The sequence below is a fragment of the Vagococcus fluvialis genome, from assembly GCF_048815235.1.
In the GTDB taxonomy this organism is placed as follows: Bacteria; Bacillota; Bacilli; order Lactobacillales; family Vagococcaceae; genus Vagococcus.
The window spans coordinates 43799-62353 of the sequence record NZ_JBMEAO010000002.1 but is presented as its reverse complement, the minus strand read 5'-3'; the positions used below and the strand labels follow the sequence as shown (position 1 = coordinate 62353).

At 32.3% G+C, this 18555-nt stretch carries 18 protein-coding genes; 6 read left to right on the top strand and 12 right to left on the bottom strand.

Going from position 1 to position 18555, the window contains the following annotated elements; genetic code table 11:
* Positions 1–67 precede the first annotated feature (67 nt).
* Complete coding sequence (locus ACODH8_RS01535; RefSeq protein WP_332465581.1) at positions 68–637, bottom strand: glycerol-3-phosphate responsive antiterminator; 570 nt, start codon at positions 635–637, stop codon at positions 68–70.
* A 63-nt stretch (positions 638–700) separates the two neighbouring features.
* Positions 701–1612: a DMT family transporter gene (locus ACODH8_RS01530; RefSeq protein WP_332465582.1), complete on the bottom strand. Its 912-nt coding sequence runs from the start codon at positions 1610–1612 to the stop codon at positions 701–703.
* A gap of 101 nt (positions 1613–1713) precedes the next feature.
* On the opposite strand from ACODH8_RS01530, the gene ACODH8_RS01525 reads away from it, so the two are divergent.
* Positions 1714–3051: a PLP-dependent aminotransferase family protein gene (locus ACODH8_RS01525; protein ID WP_332465583.1), complete on the top strand. Its 1338-nt coding sequence runs from the start codon at positions 1714–1716 to the stop codon at positions 3049–3051.
* Positions 3052–3056: 5 nt separating this feature from the next.
* On the opposite strand, the gene ACODH8_RS01520 is transcribed toward ACODH8_RS01525, so the two are convergent.
* Both ACODH8_RS01520 and ACODH8_RS01515 read right to left on the bottom strand, forming a co-directional pair.
* Positions 3057–3536 (bottom strand): GNAT family N-acetyltransferase, encoded by a 480-nt coding sequence (locus ACODH8_RS01520; protein WP_332465584.1) that lies wholly within the window; start codon positions 3534–3536, stop codon positions 3057–3059.
* 74 nt (positions 3537–3610) lie between these two features.
* The gene (locus tag ACODH8_RS01515) at positions 3611–4369 is read right to left on the bottom strand and encodes a DUF4362 domain-containing protein (protein WP_332465585.1); all 759 of its coding nucleotides are present in this window, start codon (positions 4367–4369) and stop codon (positions 3611–3613) included.
* A 239-nt stretch (positions 4370–4608) separates the two neighbouring features.
* Between ACODH8_RS01515 and ACODH8_RS01510 the strand changes: the two genes are divergently transcribed.
* Together ACODH8_RS01510 and ACODH8_RS01505 are read left to right on the top strand one after the other, a co-directional pair.
* Positions 4609–5442 carry an alpha/beta hydrolase gene (locus tag ACODH8_RS01510; protein WP_332465586.1) on the top strand — a complete coding sequence of 278 codons (834 nt, stop codon included), beginning with the start codon at positions 4609–4611 and terminating at the stop codon, positions 5440–5442.
* 90 nt (positions 5443–5532) lie between these two features.
* Positions 5533–5889: a potassium channel family protein gene (locus ACODH8_RS01505; RefSeq protein WP_332465587.1), complete on the top strand. Its 357-nt coding sequence runs from the start codon at positions 5533–5535 to the stop codon at positions 5887–5889.
* A gap of 30 nt (positions 5890–5919) precedes the next feature.
* On the opposite strand, the gene ACODH8_RS01500 is transcribed toward ACODH8_RS01505, so the two are convergent.
* The gene (locus ACODH8_RS01500; RefSeq protein WP_332465588.1) at positions 5920–7038 is read right to left on the bottom strand and encodes an ankyrin repeat domain-containing protein; all 1119 of its coding nucleotides are present in this window, start codon (positions 7036–7038) and stop codon (positions 5920–5922) included.
* A gap of 313 nt (positions 7039–7351) precedes the next feature.
* Between ACODH8_RS01500 and ACODH8_RS01495 the strand changes: the two genes are divergently transcribed.
* The 3 genes from ACODH8_RS01495 to ACODH8_RS01485 all read left to right on the top strand — a co-directional run bounded on the left by ACODH8_RS01495 (position 7352) and on the right by ACODH8_RS01485 (position 10880).
* Positions 7352–8860, top strand: a complete 1509-nt coding sequence (locus ACODH8_RS01495) for a YfcC family protein (protein ID WP_420504382.1) — start codon at positions 7352–7354, stop codon at positions 8858–8860.
* 25 nt (positions 8861–8885) lie between these two features.
* Positions 8886–10226: a M20 family metallopeptidase gene (locus ACODH8_RS01490; protein ID WP_332465589.1), complete on the top strand. Its 1341-nt coding sequence runs from the start codon at positions 8886–8888 to the stop codon at positions 10224–10226.
* Positions 10227–10301: 75 nt separating this feature from the next.
* Complete coding sequence (locus tag ACODH8_RS01485) at positions 10302–10880, top strand: hypothetical protein (protein ID WP_332465590.1); 579 nt, start codon at positions 10302–10304, stop codon at positions 10878–10880.
* Between the two features lie 40 nt (positions 10881–10920).
* Here the strand turns inward: ACODH8_RS01485 and ACODH8_RS01480 are convergent, their stop codons facing one another.
* From ACODH8_RS01480 to ACODH8_RS01450, 7 genes are all read right to left on the bottom strand, one after another.
* The gene (locus ACODH8_RS01480) at positions 10921–11922 is read right to left on the bottom strand and encodes a LacI family DNA-binding transcriptional regulator (RefSeq protein ID WP_332465591.1); all 1002 of its coding nucleotides are present in this window, start codon (positions 11920–11922) and stop codon (positions 10921–10923) included.
* Between the two features lie 127 nt (positions 11923–12049).
* Entirely contained in the window at positions 12050–12541 is a 492-nt protein-coding gene (locus tag ACODH8_RS01475; RefSeq protein ID WP_332465592.1) for a PTS glucose transporter subunit IIA, read from the bottom strand.
* Between the two features lie 22 nt (positions 12542–12563).
* Positions 12564–13307 carry a MurR/RpiR family transcriptional regulator gene (locus ACODH8_RS01470; RefSeq protein ID WP_332465593.1) on the bottom strand — a complete coding sequence of 248 codons (744 nt, stop codon included), beginning with the start codon at positions 13305–13307 and terminating at the stop codon, positions 12564–12566.
* Between the two features lie 78 nt (positions 13308–13385).
* Positions 13386–14756, bottom strand: a complete 1371-nt coding sequence (locus ACODH8_RS01465; protein WP_332465594.1) for an adenylosuccinate lyase family protein — start codon at positions 14754–14756, stop codon at positions 13386–13388.
* 32 nt (positions 14757–14788) lie between these two features.
* Positions 14789–16342 (bottom strand): PTS transporter subunit EIIC, encoded by a 1554-nt coding sequence (locus tag ACODH8_RS01460; protein ID WP_332465595.1) that lies wholly within the window; start codon positions 16340–16342, stop codon positions 14789–14791.
* Positions 16343–16506: 164 nt separating this feature from the next.
* On the bottom strand, positions 16507–17700 hold the full coding sequence (locus tag ACODH8_RS01455; RefSeq protein ID WP_332465596.1) for an acetate kinase: 1194 nt from the start codon (positions 17698–17700) through the stop codon (positions 16507–16509).
* A 126-nt stretch (positions 17701–17826) separates the two neighbouring features.
* Entirely contained in the window at positions 17827–18477 is a 651-nt protein-coding gene (locus ACODH8_RS01450) for a carbonic anhydrase family protein (protein WP_332465597.1), read from the bottom strand.
* Positions 18478–18555 lie beyond the last annotated feature (78 nt).

Below are 18555 nucleotides of genomic sequence, written 5' to 3'. Positions count from 1 at the left end.
CTTTTCTCTAGCTGTTTATTTTATTAACTATATTATAGAATAATTCACAAAGTTTTGCAATCTGTTTTTAAAATTTCCAAACATCTTTATTAGTCGATGATATGGCAGTTGCGCCATGTTTTAATGCGTTGATAACATCTTCCTTATCTGTAATTAACCCGCTGACAATTAGAGGTCGTTTAATTTGATCCATAACAGACTTAATTATTTTACCACTTGCATTAGGTAGAATTTCAATGAAATCAGGAAATTTAGGATTTTGAGCTTTTTTTAGAGAATTAAATGCTAAGGAATCTACCATAAAAATTCGGTAAACCGTCATGAATCCTAATGCTTGCGCTCTTACTAATTGAGGCCATTTCGTTGAAATAATTCCTACAAAAGATGTATTTTCTTTTAAATATCTCAAACCAACCTCATCATCTGATAAACCTTTTACTAATCCTAGATGAACAAATCCTACTTTACCACTGGCATCAATTTTATTAGATAAGGCTTTAATCGTTAATAAAGACGATTGAAGAACAAAAATAACTTCAACATCCGTTTCTAAAAGTTCATCCAGATCAGATTCTTCTTTAATTGCTGCAATAATAGGATTATCTCTAAGCTTGTCATAAATATCCGTATCTTTCATCCAAATCCCTCTTTTCTTTCTTTCATTATACCTAAAAAGAAAAATTAAGGTTGAACTTTTTAATTAGACTATCCGTTTTTTTCTTTGTATAACATTCATTCCAATGATAGGTAATAAAATAATAAGTATACCTATTATTTGATAGCTATACACTGGTTCTCCTAAAACAATGATTCCTGAAAGGATCATAATAACTGGAGAAAGGTTAGAAAATAGACCTACAGTAGACGCATCTACATAATGAATAGCATAATTTGATAAGAAAGAACTGCCTAATGAAGATAATAAACCTAAGTAACCTACAGCAATCAAATAACTCGGATGACTTAACGCTTCAAAATAGTTAGTCTCTACTCTTCCTGTCATGTGTTGAAACATTGATATTAAAGTAAAAACAATCATTCCAAAAAACAGCATAAACCGAGTCATATCCATTGCATGATATTTACTAGCCACTTTTTTGGCTGTAATGGTATAGAAAGCTGATGCTAATGCTGAAAGAAACATAAGAAAAGTTCCCAAAATATTAAAGTTACTCGAACTCGTTTGACTACTGATATTGATGTATAAAACACCAAAAAAGGCAATAAAAATAACTATCTTTTGTAAACTGGTTGTTTTTTCTTTTAAGATGACACTGGCTAATACCAAAATAATAATAGGAATAGTTGCTGTTACAATTCCTCCCTCTAGTGTAGAAATATGGTTTAGGGACATCGTTTGCATTGAGAAAAATAAAACAGGATAAAAAATTCCTAAAGGCAATAAATCTTTTATCATTTCTTTACTAAACCTTGTTCTATTTTTATTACTTAACCAAATTATACTCATCCCTAGACTGGCAATAATAAACCGATGAGATAACTGGGTAAAAGTATCTGTGTATCCTAGTCCTTCCTTTACAAATAAAAATGATAATCCTACAATAAATATTTGTGTCACAATGGCTAAATAAGCTTTTGATGTTTGTGTCATTTTAATTCACTCTCCTTTAATCACTTTTATTGTATTTCCAAACAGCAAGGGATACAATTAGTTTGAAATCAATCTGTAACGGTACAGATCAGGAGGTAATCATGAAATACATTTCCGTCTATCAACAAATAAAATGTGATATTCAACAAGATGTTTTCACAGAAGGGCAAAAAATCCCCTCTCTTAGAAACTTAGCTACTCAGTATCAAGTTAGTCTTGATACCATAAAAAAAGCTCTTAATCTATTAGTTGAAGATAACCTCATTTATTCTAAGGATAGAAGTGGTTTCTATGTCTTACAAAAAGAGTACAACGCTTTTAACACACAACCAAACTCTGTTATTGATTTTGGATCTAGTCGCTCTAATGCTGTTTCATTTCCTTATAGCGATTTTATGATGTGCTTAAAAAAAGCAACTGAAAATTACAAGGAAGAGTTTTTCCAATATGGACAAACACAGGGTTTACCTGAATTAATTCATACCTTACAGCAATGGTTTGAAACCAAACAACTCTTTACAAAAGAAGACAACCTATTTATCACAACTGGTGTCCAGCAAGCTCTATTTATTTTAAGTCGTCTGTCTTTTCCTAATCAAAAAGAGACAGTATTACTTGAACTACCTAGCTATCACTTAATACTAGATTTGCTAGAAATGGAAAATATTCCTTTTCTTACTATCCAACGAGATGAAAAGGGACTAGATTGGGAACTTTTAGAATTTTATTTTAAAACAAAACAAATCAAGTTCTTTTATACAACTCCGCGCATCTCTAGTCCTCTAGGGTTATCTTTTACAGAAAAAGAAAAAAAGAAACTGGTGTCGCTAGCTCAAACCTATGATGTTTATTTAGTTGAAGATGACTATCTTGGTGACTTTATTTCAGAAAGCGATAATTTACCACTTCATTTTTACGATACAAATCAACGGGTTATCTATCTAAAAAGTTTTTCAAAAATTATGTTTCCAGGTCTTCGAATTGGCGCTTGTCTTTTACCAAATAGCTTAAGAGACTCTTTTATCAAATATCGACGGGTTCTAGAAGTTGATAGTTCCATGTTTTCTCAAGCCGCTCTAAATATCTATATCAAAACGGGGATGTTTGACAATCATATTAAAGAAACACTACATATTCAAAATGAACGAAATCAAGCATTTACTACTTATGCTTTGAAAACACCTGAGTTATTCCAATTAGACCTCTTTCAAACGAGTAAAAGCTTTATTACTTTACCAGAGGATGTGTCTGTTACACTGTTTGAAAAACAGTTAAAAGAGAATCAAGTGATTTTAGAGGATATTGGTCGCAATGTACCTACTTCTTACAAATGTGAAAATAAAATGTATACGATTGAATTATTACAACTTAGTCCAAATGAAATTAGTACAGGAGTAAAACTTATCCAAAACGCGTATCTAAATAGTAAAAGAAGCTGAATGTTTTAACATTCAGCTTCTTTTCTTACAAATTTATTTAAAACATTTTGATACCCTCTAGGTCCTAAGTTTGTTCTTGTTGTATCATCAAATCCTGCTTTTAAATACATCTTATAAGCATTAGGATTTTTTACATTAACCCCTAAAACAATCTCATCTACACCTTCAAAGTTCATTTTTACAAATGATTCTAAAGCTAATAGGCTCTTAGTTGCATAACCTTTCCTGACTTCATTAGAATCCGTCGAAAAAGCTCTGATAAGAAAACTATTTTGATTATCAGTATAAACTAATTTATTTGCTGAGCCGTCCAAGGCAAAGAAACAAACTAATCTATCTTCTTCAAAGCAAAGAATTGGATAAAAATCTTCCTGATTCTTGTACTCCTCTATTATCTCAATTGGTACCCCTGTAAAAGAGGCATCATCCAGACGATACGCTTTAACATCATTAAAAAAATCGTCATTGTAAAAAACTAGGTGCATACTTCACTTCCTCCAAATTTTGATAATTCAGTATAGCATGAAGGATTCAAAATATAACTATTGTTTGCTCAAAATTAATCAACATTTTTTGCGTCAAAAACGACTTCTTTTTCACTCTCTTTTGAGACCGGATCAAATAACACTAATCCCTTGGTATCAGTATTATTATCCTCCCATTTCATCTGTTTATAATTCGCACTAAACACATTTTTTTCTCCATAAGAATCTTTTGAATTATCATGGTGATATGTGATTATTTTGCCATCAAAACTAATACTCTCAACAATTGGATCCCCCTCATGAGTATATTGAGTTATTTTTAATAGAAATGTTTCCCCTATATCACATTTTTTGGCTGTATTTTTTAATGTATCTTCATATTTTTTCATTTCTTCTTTGTTTGAATTACGAACACTAATCTCTTGCGATTCAATTGGTTTCAATTTGAATGGAGCTAAGACCCCACCAACTTGGCCTTCTTCAACTGGAAATGATGGGTAAACAGTTAACTCCTTTTCATTGATTTCAAAATCATAAAAAAATATTTTCCCAGATTTGGTTTGTGATTTCACCCAATTATTGTCTGTTTCAGTTACTTCTAAAAGTTCATCATTTATTTTTATTTCTTTATCATCGACTTGAATATCATATATTTTCTTTTCTTTTTCACCTTCACCTAACCATGTACCTGAGAGTTTATTTACTAACTCTGTATCTAATTTAGATGAGATTTCACGTCTTTTTACAGGCACTTCCTTCTTTCCGCAGCCAGTTACTACAAGTATCACACACAACAATAAACTAATAGAAAAAATCTTGCTTTTTTTCTGCATAACAACCACACCTTTCAAGTGCTATTTTAACACGATATTTTCAATCTGTTCCTTAAAAAAGGAGCATTTATTACATTTTTTTACTTTTTATGTTACTCTCTAATAGAAAAGAAAGGATGATTTGCTATGGGCTTATCAGGTTCATTTATCAGATAACGTCTCTTGTTTGGTTAACCAATCTAAACAACTACAAGCTCAATTGGTTTTCGATTGAGTTAATAAAATAAGAGGTGGATATTATGACAACAATACATAAAAAAAATGATACATTAACTTACTTACAAACGGGCGATACAACTAAAAAACCTATTATGATTATTGGGAGTAGTATTTATTACCCAAAACTATTTTCTGATCCTGTTTACAAAAAACTACATTTTATTTTTGTAACTCATATTGGTTTTACTGAAGTTTCTCCTGAAAATAGCGCACACTCTTTGGATGATGTGGTAAATGACATCGAATTAATACGAGCAAAACTAAATATTACATCTATGTATTTATTAGGACATTCGGGACACGGCTTTATGGCTATGGCCTATGCCCAAAAATACCCACAATATGTTTTAGGTACAATACTCTCAAATTTAGCTCCTACCAATCAGAAATCTAGGCAAGAGTTAAGTATCAATTACTTTGAAGAAACAGCTTCTCCTGAAAGAAAAGCTTTCTTTTATCCAGAAATCGCAAAGTTAGAACAAGATATTAAAGATAATCCTAGTAAACGATTTTCTTATATGAATATTCGTATGCAAGCACATAGTTTCTACGATTTTACTTATGACGGAGCGTACCTTTGGGATAGTCTACCAAATAATATGCCTGCGTTAGATTATCTGTGGGGTGAAGCATTTGCTGAATTTGATACAGAAGCCTTTTTTGCTAATTGGAAGAAACCTATTATTCTGCTACTAAGTGATTACGATTATTTAGTCGCTCCTACTAATCTTTGGGATTCTATTACTCAAACATATAATGTCCCTGTCATTAAGTTCGACAAAAGCGGTCATAATCCAATGTTGGAAGAACCTAATGCCTATTACAACGCTTTAGTAGATTTTATTCACAATTAATTTAAACAAAAACGAGCGACTAAGATATCTAGTCGCTCTTCTTTTATGCTATCATTATGAGAGAAATAATTTATTTAGGTGGTTTTTATTATGATTAGCCTTTTTATAGGTTTTAAAAGCTTAGGACGATGCCTTAAACTTTGCTTTAAGAAAGAAGAAACAAAAGCCTTACTTGCCGCTACAATGACTATCTTATTCATCGGAACTATTTTTTATCATCGTGTGGAAGATATGAGCTTTATTGATTCCTTTTATTTTAGTTTTGTCACCCTTGCTACAATTGGTTATGGTGATTTAACCCCTGTGACAACAATAGGTAAGCTTTTTACTGTGATTTACGGTATTTTAGGTTTAGGATTAGTTAGTTTATCTGTTGGGGTTATTGCTAGGGAACTTGTTCAATCACGAGTTAATAAGGATAAAGAAAAAAATAACGAAATCGACTAAAGAAGCGATTTCGTTATTTTTTATTTCTCTTTATTTTTGGTTCATCAAAACTAATATTTCATCAGCCTGTTCCTGAAACAAAGGATTATTAGGTTGTAATTGACTAGCTTTAACCATATTAGAATAAGCTTCATTGTATCTACCTAAACTTCTTAAACTATTTGTTTTATGGAATAAAAAATCCGCTCTATTAGGTTGTTCACTTAACAACGCATCCATTACATCAATAGCTTCTTCATGTTCGCCTAGTTCGCGTAAATAGTTAGAACGATGATAATCAAAAAACGCCTTGTCTTTTGACTCAAGAGATCCTCTATTTAAATAGTCTAATACTTTTCCTTGATTGCCCATCTTTTTATAAATGTTAGCTAAATAATAAGCAAACTGATTGTCTAATGCAAAACCAAATTCATAGTAATTAATTGCCGCATCGTATTGACATAAACACTCATAGATAAAGCCTAAATAATATAACTGTTCTGACGAACGTTCCATATTAAGTACCTCAATTAAAGCACCATAATAGTCTTTTCTCCATATTTTTGCTTTCGCTTTTTTATAGTCTGAATTAACTTGTTTATTTTCTAGCACTGATAATATTTGGTTTTTATTATCCTCTCTCGCATAATCAATAGCATTCTTCTGATCGTAATCCCTTACTAAGATATCAGCTTTTTCATTGACTAATAATTCAACAATATCTCGGTATAGATAACCATCATTTCCTAAGATGACAGCTTCTAATAGTGCTGTCCACCCCAATCTATTTTGATGATTAATTGGAACACCTGCTTTTAATGCACTATTAACAACTTGAATGTATCCTTTTTCGCTTGATGGTAATAACGCTGTCCCTCCAAATCGATTGACTTGTGTTAAATCAGGTTTTTGAGTCAGTAACAATTCAAAAATTTCAAGTGAGCCATTTGCAGCAGAGGCTATTAAAGGAGATAGTTCATTTTGATCTTTTTGATTAGGGCTAAATCCTAATTGAAGTAAGACTGCTGTTGTTTCTAGATTGTTGTTTGAAACAGATACATGTAGCGGGCTCTGACCATTTTCATTCACTTCAGATAATGCATTCAACTCTATTTCAGTTAGTTTGAGAATAGAATTATTTTTTAAAGAATCAAAAATTGAATTTTTCATTATTTGCTTAACACCTATCTTTTAGATTATATTTTACTCATCTTTTTCTTAAAAACATATTTCTGAATATTCACTTAGTATTATTCAATATATCTGACTAAAATACAATATTTAAGATTTATTACAGCTTCATAAAAGATTAATACTGTACCAATATATTCATTTATGCAAAACAAATATGAGTTAATTTCTATTTAAAAATCACATTATAAGAAGAAAATTAAATATTGTGAGTTATTCCACATTAAACATACATTTAAGGTAAAATAGAGTTGTGAAAAGGATTGCAAATAATATGATTGGAGTGGAACAAATGAAAAAGGAAAAAGAAAAGAAAAAGTTTGAGATGCCCACAGCTTACACGGTATTATTTTTAATTATTATGGCTGTGGCTGTCTTGACTTGGATTATTCCAGCCGGTGAATACCAAATTGATTCAGAAACTGGTAATTTTATTGCAGGTAGTTATTCTCAAATAGAAAGCCAACCACAAGGACTTTGGGATGTCTTTATGGCTCCTGTAAAAGGAATGATTGGAGACGACACAACTGGTGGAGCAATTGAGATTTCATTATTTATTTTATTTATTGGTGGTCTCCTAGGTATTGTTAATAAAACGGGAGCATTTGACGCAGGTGTTGCTTCCGTAATTAAAAGTCGTAAAGGAAAAGAAAAATCTCTTATTCCAATATTAATGATTATTTTTGCGATTGGAGGAACAACGTTTGGATTAGCAGAAGAAACATTAGCTTTCTTCCCTCTACTAATTCCTGTTATGTTAGCTGTTGGATTTGACTCCGTTGTGGCTATAGCTATCCCACTTATCGGTTCTCAAATTGGTTGTTTAGCTTCTACGGTTAATCCCTTCTCAACAGGTGTTGCTTCAGGGATGATGGGAATCAGCCCTGGTGAAGGATTGTTCTCTAGAATTATTTTATTAGTTATTTTAAGTGCTATTAGTATTTGGTATGTTTATAATTACGCAAGTAAGGTAGAACAAGATCCGAAAAATTCACTTTTATATGAACAACGTGCTGAAGACCTTGAACGCTTCAAAATTAACATGGATGATATTGAAGATATTTCAAAAAAACAAAAACAAGTTCTATCACTTTTCGTATTAACTTTCGCTATTTTAATTTTAGGTCTTGTACCATGGTCAACAATCAATCCTAATTGGACTATTTTTGAGACTATTACTGAATGGTTTACAAATATTCCAGTACTAGGAACAGTATTTGGACAAGACATGGCTCCTTTTGGTACATGGTACTTCTCTGAAATTACTATGTTAATGCTTGTTATGGCAATTGTTATCGCCTTTTTCTACGGGATGAGTGAAAAAGAATTTGTTAGTACATTCTTAGGTGGAGCTGCTGAATTTGTTGGAGTAGCTATCGTTGTTGCGGTTGCTAAAGGGATTCAAGTTGTCATGAATGATGGAGCTATTACTGCTACTATCTTACACTGGGGAGAAATGGGATTAGAAAATGTTTCTTCTAGTATGTTTGCTATTTTAGCTTATATTTTCTATATTCCAATGTCATTCCTAATTCCATCAACTTCTGGTTTAGCCGCTGCTACTATGGGAATTATTGGACCAATGGGTGAGTTTGCTGGAGTTTCAAAAGACGTTATTATTACAGCCTACCAATCAGCTTCAGGTTGGGCAAACTTAATTACACCAACATCAGCCATCGTTATGGGAGCTGTTACGATTGCTCACACAGACTTACGCGTTTGGTTTAAATTTGTTGGAAAACTAATGGCAATATTATTTATTGTTACCGCTGTTTATTTAGGTATATTAGCGGTATTATAATAATAGATAAAGGAAAGGTGATTAAATGAAAACATTTATTACAGAAACACATAAGAAAGACGCTATTGCTGCTCTACAACGATTAGTCAAGGTTCCTTCATATTTACAAGATGAAGTACCAGGAGCTCCTTTTGGACAAGATGTTTTAGATGCCTTAAAGGAATGTTTAACTCTTTTTGAAGAGGAAGGTTTCTCTACATTTATTGATCCTGATGGTTATTATGGTTACGCTGAAATTGGTGAAGGTGAGGAAATTTTTGGTATTCTCTGTCACATGGATGTTGTGCCGGCTGGAGACTTAACCTTATGGAACACACCTGCTTTTGAAGGTACCATTAAAGATGGAGCTATTTACGGTCGCGGTGTTCAAGATGATAAAGGTCCTTCTGTTGCTGCTCTTTACGCTGTTAAAGCCGTTCAAGAAGCTGGTGTAACATTTAATAAAAAAATTCGTTTTATTTTTGGAACAGATGAAGAAAACTTATGGCGTTGTATGGAACAATATCATAAAAAAGAAAAAGGCGTTGATATGGGAATTGCCCCTGATGCTAACTTCCCGGTCATTTATGCTGAAAAAGGTTTACTTCAAGTTTATCTAACAGGCGAAGGAACAACTGATTTTTCACTAACTGGTGGTTCTGCTTTAAATGTGGTTCCTGATACAGCTGTCTATTCTGGCGATAAAGCTGATGAAGTAGCAGCAGCATTAAGCAAATTAGGTTATGAATTCACACAAAATGGCCAAGAAATTAGTGTTAAAGGAAAATCAATTCACTCTAAAGATGCACCTGAAGGTATTAATGCTAACACTCGATTAGCTGAAGCTATGTGCACAGTTTACAATCATGATGGTTTGAACTTCTTAGGTAAATTAGTAAAAGCTGATGCTAATGGTTCTAGTGTTTTAGGTAATATTGAAGATGAAGCTTCTGGTAAACTAACATTTAATGCTGCCACTGTTTCTATTAACGAACAAGAAACTAAAATTGGTATTGATATTAGAATTCCTGTTACTTTTGAAAAAGATGATTTAGCTAAAATCTTAACGGACAAAGCTTCAGAATACCAACTAACTTATACTGAATTTGATTTCCTTGATTCTCTTTATGTACCAGTTGATTCAGAACTGGTTACAACACTCTTAAATACTTACCGAGATATCACGGGTGACATGAGTGAACCACAAATATCAGGTGGTGCGACGTATGCTCGTACAATGACTAACTGTGTTGCTTTTGGTGCTATGTTTGAAAATACTAAAGACACTATGCACCAAGCAAATGAAGTTTGGCAATTAGACGAGATGGAAAAAACGATGGAGATTTACGCTGAAGCTATCTACCGTTTATGTAGTAACCAAAATTAGTAACAGAAACACTAACTAAGTCTTATCTTTTCTTAGTTAGTGTTTTTTTATCAAAAAAATGGGAGGATAAAATAGATGAAAAAATTAGTTCCTATCATATTATTATCAACCTTATTTCTAATGGGGTGTCAAAAAAACAATCAAACTGAATCCAGCTCTAACTCCGAATCTAGTAATACTACGTTTGCTTATAAATCAACAAATTCTGAAGATTTTGAAACGTATATTTTCACTTATAATTTTGAAAAAATACCCAAAAAACTAATTATTAGAGAAAAAGAATATGAAAATAAAGAGTTACTATCGGAACAAGTCATTCATGCGTTCACCCCTACAGAAAAACAAGGTGAACTTAGTCTATCTGCTGAAACATTTGAAGAAAACCTTACCGTAACTATCAACATTCCTCTTTCAGAAGGTGCTACTGGAGGTATAGGAAAAGAGTATCCTTACACTTCAATGATAAGCTGGGCTGCTAATGAGACCCAAACCTCTGAGGATGAGATGCCAATTTTTGCAGCTAATTGGAAAACATCTGAAGAATCAAATACACTTCCATCAGCAAATATATTTTTTGACTCCACAATGAATGCTATTAAATCTATGAACTCTGATGAAAAAGCAATTATTTGGACAATTGAAGCAGAAAAATAAAAGAGGCGAAAGCTTAAAAGCTTTTACCTCTTTTAAATTACTATTCTTCTGTGACACTTTCTTCAAAAATCATTTTTAAATAATCATCTGACTGTTTATCTAAAGGTCTTTCGATCGCTTTAATTAGCTTATCTGATAAGATATAGCCAAATTCCTTAAAGGGTAACTCCAATGTTTTTATTTGTGGTCTAATATTTTTTAACATCTCTACCCCATCAAAACCGACTATTTTTATGTCTTCATTCACCTGTCTACCAGAATCAAATACTGCTTGATAGCATCCTAATGCTAAATTATCGTCACAACAAAAAATAGCAGTTACATCACTTTCTTCTAATATTTTTTGAGTAGCCTTGTATCCCTCTTCTACAGAAAAATGAGCTTCTACAATTCTCTTATCATCAATGTCAATTTGATTCGTTTTTAAGGCATCAAAATAAGCTTGAGAGCGGTCTGGAAAAGAATACTGTTCATTATTATCTGTAATCAAACCAATTTTACGATGACCTCTTTCAATCAGTAATTCGATTGCTTTAAAAACTGTTTCATACTCATTAAAATAGACATTCCCATAAATGCTCTCATTGATTCCTCTATCTACAAAAACCACAGGAATCCCAAAATACCGACTGTTAACTATCATTTTTTTAGAAAAAGAAGTTGAAGTAAAACAAACGATTCCCTCTACAGCCATTTGACGATAACGTTCAAATAAAGCTATTTCCTCTTCAACATTATTTGCTGATTCACTCGTCATTAAATGATAACCTAATTGATTTAGCTGTTTCTGAATTAAGTTTATCAACGTCGCTGCAAAAGGTTCTGTAATTAAGGGTACAATAATACCAATTAATTTAGACTCATTTTTTATAATATTTGAAGCAAAATAATTAGGGGTAAAATGATTTTCTTCAACAACTTTTAAAACTCGTTGTCTCGTTTCATCACTAAATCTTTGACCTTTATCATTTAAGATATGGGAAACTGTTGTGGTAGAAACACCTGCTAAATCAGCTATTTCCCGTATTGTTAACTTAGCCATACTTATCCTCTTTTCGTTATCCATCTTTGATCATCTCTATCTTACCATTAAAAAGAAAATCAGTTACTGAGAAAAACAAAAAACTAGAATAGAAAAAATTCCATTCTAGTTAAACACTTAAATTAAATTATTTTAAATTAATTTCTCCAACAACTTCTTGTTGATTTACTTGACCTGAACTTGATAACTTTAAATTCTCAGCAATATCAGAAAAATTAGTAAAAACAGTAATTAAATCACTTTTTTTTCCTGCTTTTGCTAACGCTTCTAAATTAACAGTAGCTATTTTAGTTGCAGAAGTCACCATTTCTCCTTCAGTTACATGAACTTCAAATGGGCCACCCTTTAAATCCACTGTATCAATTCCCATATGAACTAAAAACTCCAGGCCGTTATCTCCCTCAAAAGCAATAGCATGTTTAGTAGGGAAAACCGATAGTACTTTTCCAGAAAGCGGTGCAAAAACCTCACCATTTGTTGGAATAACAGCATAACCATCACCCATCATTTTTTGAGAAAAAACAGGGTCACTTACTTCTGTGATGGGAATAACTTTACCTGTTGCAACGGCATGAACTTCCATACCTTTTGCCTTTTTCTTGCCAAACATTTTAAACATATTTACCATTCCTTTTAATTTTTTAGTTGTTATTCTTTTTAAGTGTGTTGATTAATAAATCGACTAAGATGAAAAAGCCAATTCTTGAAACTGAATCATCTTTTCTTGTATCCATAGTATCTGTATAACAAAACAAACTAAAATCTGCGTAATTACTCAAAGGATTTGTTTGAAAACCTGTCATACTAATAATCTTTGCATCATTAAAATGTACTTGTTTGGCTGTTTCAATAATCTTTTTGGTATTTCCAGAAAGAGATATTAAAATAACCACATCTTCTTCACCAACTAAGCGAGTAAATGTTTCAGATAAATTGTAATCATTGATAAAAAAACAATGCATTCCTAAAGAGAAAAGTAAATGTTCTAAATAATAGCCAACTGGTTTACTAGTGCCTCGAGCCATAATAAAAATATTCTTAGCTTTTTTTAAGGTATTGGCTGATTCTTCAATATCCTTTTCAACAATTAAATCCATACTTTTAGCAATACTCTGTTCTAATGTTTGCTTGACAGATTCATTAGTCTCAGTTTCTTGTCGAACTTTTAATAATAATTGATTGCTAATGTGATATTTTAATTCTTTAAAGCCACTAAATCCTAGCTTCTTTGATAGGTTGATTATCACGGTTTTAGAAGTAAATACTTTTTTGGCTAATTCTTCAATATGAAGATGAGGTATTTCCTCAGGATTATCAATTATATATTTTAACGCTTTTTTCTCACTAGTTGTTAACTCTTCGTAAACCTCTAAAAAACTAAACATACTATACCAACCCTTTCCAGTACTAGCATAGCATATTTAGTCTGAAAACTCTTCCTTTTACTTAAATACAAGGATTATTTAATGATACTCCTTAAAAATTTGATTTGATGTTTCTCTTCCTCGGCTAGCTTCTTTTTCAGCTAACTCTCTAGACAATCCTGTGTAATTTCTTGGATCTAACATCTCTTTAATCTCATCCGTATTAAAACTAGTCATAATCACTTCATTGTTAATCAAGTTATTATAAAAATCTTCGCCATCAGCTGCTGTTTTAATCGCGATATCATATAAAAGAGAATGAGATTCGTCTTTACCAAGCTTTTCAGCCATCTTCATCATGACATACTCTGTATTGTCTAATCCTTTATTTCTCATCACATTGTACAATAAACGATCTTCGTTTGGTGTCATTGTTCGAGTTAATTCTTCTGTACGTAATAAGATTTCTGTCATTAATTCTAATGATTCTTCTACCAATCCATCAAATAGCATATATGAACTACTATCACCTTCATAAGGTCTCACTGCAGAATAAGAACCTACTGATGGTAGCGAATAAAGTTTTTGAGAGTTAGCAATAATACCTTTAGCTAATTTTGGATTAATTTTATGAGGCATCGTACTACTACCAACTGTTCCTTTAGTAAATCCTTCTGATACTTCAGCTATTTCTTCAAGAGTTGTACTATAAACTTCTTCACCAATTTTATGACAAATGTTAGCCAGTAATGATAAATTCATCATGTATTCTAACTTATGGGTACTAATATTTCTTGATGGCACTTCCATGTAATACATTCCTGTTAACTCAGCTACTCGTTTTTGGACATCTATTCCAACTTCAGGCATTGAGCTAAATGTACCTACAGCCCCACCCATCATAATTTTAAAGACTCTTTTTTCAGATTCCTTCATACGTTCATAAGCATCAATAAAATCACTAATCCAAACAGACACTTTGTAACCATACGTAATAGGCGTTGCGTGTCTTCCATGAGTTCTACCTGTCATAACCATGTCTTTAGACTTTTCAGCTAACTCACTTAAATTAGCTAATATCTCTCCTAAAAGAATCATAAACTTATCGTGAACAGTCTTCATCATATAAAGCTGAGAACTTTGTTGAATATTTTGAGTTGTAATACCGTAATGAATATATTTACCACTATCTTCTGGACAAGCACTCACTAAAACTTTTAAAAATGGCACAAATCCATGACCAATTTTGCGATAAATTCTATCCATTTCTTCAAAATCAATATTTTCTATTTTAGCGGCCTCTTTAATATCCTTCGCTGCTTGTTCAGGAATAAAACCTGCTTCTGCTTGAGCTTTTGCAAGAGCTGCTTCAAATAGTAACCACGTTTTATACTTTGCCTCATTTGATAATAACTCTTTAATGCCTCGATCATTCATTGTTTTGCTTTTTGAATCGTATAATGCTCTCATCTTACTCTCTCCTTAATTTATTCAGCTAATTACTATAATGCGTCGTCTACAGCATTTCTTACAAACTCCACTTGGGGACCATATACAATATGAATATGTTTAGGAGCTGGGAAAAAGAACCCTGTACAACCTGATTTTTCTAACATGCCTTTATCGATGGCATTAATATCTTTTACATCAATTCTAAGACGTGTGATACAGTTTTCGACACTATCAATATTTTCTTTACCACCTAAGGCTGCTACAACAATTTCAGCAATCTCGCCATAACGTTTTTCTTTGATTAATGTATTATTTAAGTTTTGTGCTTCTTCACGACCTGGTGTTTTAATATCATATTTTAGAATAGCCCATTTGAAAATAAAGAAAGTTAATATTCCCAATCCTACTCCAATAATAACCAAGAATATCCAATTGGTTTTTTCATATAATAAACCAAATATTGCAAAGTCAAAGACAGTTCCTCTAATATATCCTATCGCCACTCCCGCTAAGGACAGTAGCACAGCTCCAACACCTACAATGGCTGCATAAATTAAATAAAGGAACGGTGCGATAAACACAAAGGTAAATTCTAAAGGCTCCGTTACATTTCCTAACATCGCAGTTAAACAAAGTGTAATTAACATTGATTTAACTTCTGGACGGTTTTCAACTCGAGCTGTTTTATACATAGCTAAAGCAATTGACGGGAATAAGAATAAAGTAACTAACATTTGTTGCTGAGCCATAAATCGAGTTAAACTTGGCATCATTGACCAATATTCACTTGTTGGACCTTGATTGAACAACACCTCGTTCATTGCAGGAACAACCCCAACAAAAGTTTCACCATCAATAACATAAGACCCACCAGCTTCTGTAAATCTAAATAATGCATTCCATACATGGTGAAGTCCAAATGGGATAAATAAACGCTCACCACCAGCAGTAAAGAATGGACCTACTGGACTTAAAATTACGACTGACAATTTAGTTAATGCCATGACAAATAATTCCCAAATAAATGGTAATGTTGCACCAATCGCTACCATGACACCAATTGTGATAATTGGTACTGATTTTTTACCTGAGAAAAAGGCAAAGGCTGTTGGTAATTCTAAGTTATAGAATTTATCTGTCGCCCAGGCTGCCACTAATCCTGTAATAATTCCTCCTGCGGCACTAAAGTTCATCGTTTGAATACCTAAAACATTAATCTGACCAAGTTGTGTCATGACATCTGGCTCTGCCAAACGACCTGTTAAAGTTAACCACACATTGGCAGTTACAATTAATGTTAAGTAACCTGTTACTGCTGCAAAAACGGCAATTCCTTTATCTTTTTTGCTCATACCATAAGCAACACCTAAAGCAAATAATAGCGGGATATTATCAAATATGACACTTGCAATAGTTCTAATACTTACTAACAGCGAATTCACTGTTTCATTTCCTAAAAAGGCAAAACGTTCAATCATATACGGTTGAACAAAAGCCCCACTAATCCCCAAAATCATCCCAACTGGCGCTAAAACTCCGATTGGTAAAAGAAGTGTTCTACCAAAGCGTTGAATCGACTCACCAAACTTTTTTCTTTTTGACATTTTCTACTCCCCTTTTTTTAAAGTTGACCTTATGATAGCATTTTCATTTTTGGTTAAACAGACTCTAGAAGTTATTCTTTGTGAAACAGGTCAGATAAAATGACATAAGTCATTTTATTATTTTTAACTAAAAAAGCATTCCATTAAAGGAATGCTTTACTCATTTATTTACTTGAAATAATCGCCATTGTTTCTTTAGCAATCATTAATTCTTCATTCGTTGGGACAACTAATACAGTTGTTGAACTGTCTGTTGTACTAATAATTTCTTCGCTTGTTTTGTTTAATTCTTTGTCGATTTTAGCACCTAAAAATTCTAGTCCTTCACAACATTTTTCACGTACCCAAGCTGAATTTTCTCCAATTCCAGCTGTAAAGATGATACCATCAACACCACCTAGTTCAGCTGCATAGGCACCAATTGTTTGTTTTACTTTACTAGTAAAAATGTCTAAAGCTACAACTGATTGTTCAACATTGTCTTCTGCTGAAGCAATCACATCTCTAAAGTCATTACTAAGCTCAGAAACACCTAATAATCCTGACTCATTATTTAATACTTGATTCATCTCAGAAGCTGATAATCCTTTTTCTTCTTGAATAAATGTCACAACAGAAGGATCTAAGTCACCACTACGAGTTCCCATCATAAGTCCTGCAATTGGTGTGAATCCCATTGAAGTGATTTGAGATTGACCATTCTTAATACCACAAATACTCGCTCCATTACCTAAATGACAAGTAATTAGTTTTAGATCTTCAAGTGGTTTTTCCATTATATTAGCTGCTTCTTGAGCAACAAACTGGTGGCTTGTTCCATGGAAACCATATTTTCTAATTTTGTCTTCACGATAATATGACATTGGAATTGGGTACAAGTATTGAGATTTTGGTAAAGTTTGATGGAATGATGTATCAAACACTGCTACTTGTGAAGCCTCTGGTAAAGCCTGTTTAAAGGCTTCAATTCCTGCTAAGTTGACAGGATTATGAAGTGGCGCCAATTTAGATAGTTCGCGAATCATTTCCTCTTCTTTTTCTTCAACTAAACTAGATGAACTGAAATATTCCCCACCATGAGCTACTCGGTGACCAACACCTGTAATTTCTTCTAAAGACTCAATTACTTTTTCTTTCAATAGAAAATCAATTAGAAATGCTACTGCTTCTTCATGAGTTGTTCCCTCAATTGTAAAAGCTTTTTTTTCACCAGCTAATGTATAAGAAAATGAAATCCCTTCAGCTGATCCAATTCTTTCAAATAAACCTTTAACGATTAAATCTTCTTCTGGCATCACAAATAATTGAAATTTTAATGATGAACTTCCAGAGTTAATTGCCATAATTTTAGTTTGCACAGTTATACCCTCCGATTTTTACAATAAAGCTATACTATCATAAAAGATGTCTCTATGGCATCTTTAATAAACTAAAAACAATCAATTTGCTAAATAAGGTGCTAATTGAAAACAAATAATAAAATTTCAAAATATCTTTTTCAATACCTTACGATTATTTAAATCCTGAGCTTCTCTGAAATTATGATTATGGTAACTAGTTATTTTTTTCCATTGTTCCTCAGATAAAGTCATTCGATCCATCAGAATATACCACTCAACATTTTCAGTTAATGGTGGCGTTGTTAATGAACCTAAATAATGATAATAATCAAAACTAGAAGGCATTAAATTCATTAGATTAATATGATTATCCTCATCTGTTTTATTCATAAATTCTAGTAACTCATTAAATGTTTGGTTTTCTTCTCCGAACTCAAATAGTACTGCAATTACAGCTAACATACCAACTTGTGATTCGTGGACAATGTGGAGTTCTAACGGGAAATACTCACCATCAATTGTGTGTTCTCCTGAAGCATGAAAATGAAATTGATTAAGAAAGAATGGCCTTCCATTAATTGAGGCAAGACCTTTTAATGTCCCTTCGATATACATTTCTGAATTTGATAAAGATTGAACTTGGTGTCCGTAATTAAGTATTATTCTTCCCTCGCCTATCATAGGTTCTGCTTCCCTTGTAACGATATTGATTGGGGATTGCGCTTTAGGTAAAGGTTTTATCCAATTATCTTTGTTATCATAACTCCATCCAGTTAACTTAATATCACTTTCCATCTTAAACACCCCTTTCATATATCCTATATTAATTATACTTAATTTAAAACTAATAAACAATTAAAGTATTGTTTCATC

Bases quoted from the DNA above. Each gene is read 5' to 3' on its own strand.
- ACODH8_RS01535 (WP_332465581.1), bottom strand. From the start codon at position 637: ATGAAAGATACGGATATTTATGACAAGCTTAGAGATAATCCTATTATT.
- ACODH8_RS01530 (WP_332465582.1), bottom strand. From the start codon at position 1,612: ATGACACAAACATCAAAAGCTTATTTAGCCATTGTGACACAAATATTT.
- ACODH8_RS01525 (WP_332465583.1), top strand. From the start codon at position 1,714: ATGAAATACATTTCCGTCTATCAACAAATAAAATGTGATATTCAACAA.
- ACODH8_RS01520 (WP_332465584.1), bottom strand. From the start codon at position 3,536: ATGCACCTAGTTTTTTACAATGACGATTTTTTTAATGATGTTAAAGCG.
- ACODH8_RS01515 (WP_332465585.1), bottom strand. From the start codon at position 4,369: ATGCAGAAAAAAAGCAAGATTTTTTCTATTAGTTTATTGTTGTGTGTG.
- ACODH8_RS01510 (WP_332465586.1), top strand. From the start codon at position 4,609: ATGACAACAATACATAAAAAAAATGATACATTAACTTACTTACAAACG.
- ACODH8_RS01505 (WP_332465587.1), top strand. From the start codon at position 5,533: ATGATTAGCCTTTTTATAGGTTTTAAAAGCTTAGGACGATGCCTTAAA.
- ACODH8_RS01500 (WP_332465588.1), bottom strand. From the start codon at position 7,038: ATGAAAAATTCAATTTTTGATTCTTTAAAAAATAATTCTATTCTCAAA.
- ACODH8_RS01495 (WP_420504382.1), top strand. From the start codon at position 7,352: ATGAAAAAGGAAAAAGAAAAGAAAAAGTTTGAGATGCCCACAGCTTAC.
- ACODH8_RS01490 (WP_332465589.1), top strand. From the start codon at position 8,886: ATGAAAACATTTATTACAGAAACACATAAGAAAGACGCTATTGCTGCT.
- ACODH8_RS01485 (WP_332465590.1), top strand. From the start codon at position 10,302: ATGAAAAAATTAGTTCCTATCATATTATTATCAACCTTATTTCTAATG.
- ACODH8_RS01480 (WP_332465591.1), bottom strand. From the start codon at position 11,922: ATGGCTAAGTTAACAATACGGGAAATAGCTGATTTAGCAGGTGTTTCT.
- ACODH8_RS01475 (WP_332465592.1), bottom strand. From the start codon at position 12,541: ATGTTTAAAATGTTTGGCAAGAAAAAGGCAAAAGGTATGGAAGTTCAT.
- ACODH8_RS01470 (WP_332465593.1), bottom strand. From the start codon at position 13,307: ATGTTTAGTTTTTTAGAGGTTTACGAAGAGTTAACAACTAGTGAGAAA.
- ACODH8_RS01465 (WP_332465594.1), bottom strand. From the start codon at position 14,756: ATGAGAGCATTATACGATTCAAAAAGCAAAACAATGAATGATCGAGGC.
- ACODH8_RS01460 (WP_332465595.1), bottom strand. From the start codon at position 16,342: ATGTCAAAAAGAAAAAAGTTTGGTGAGTCGATTCAACGCTTTGGTAGA.
- ACODH8_RS01450 (WP_332465597.1), bottom strand. From the start codon at position 18,477: ATGGAAAGTGATATTAAGTTAACTGGATGGAGTTATGATAACAAAGAT.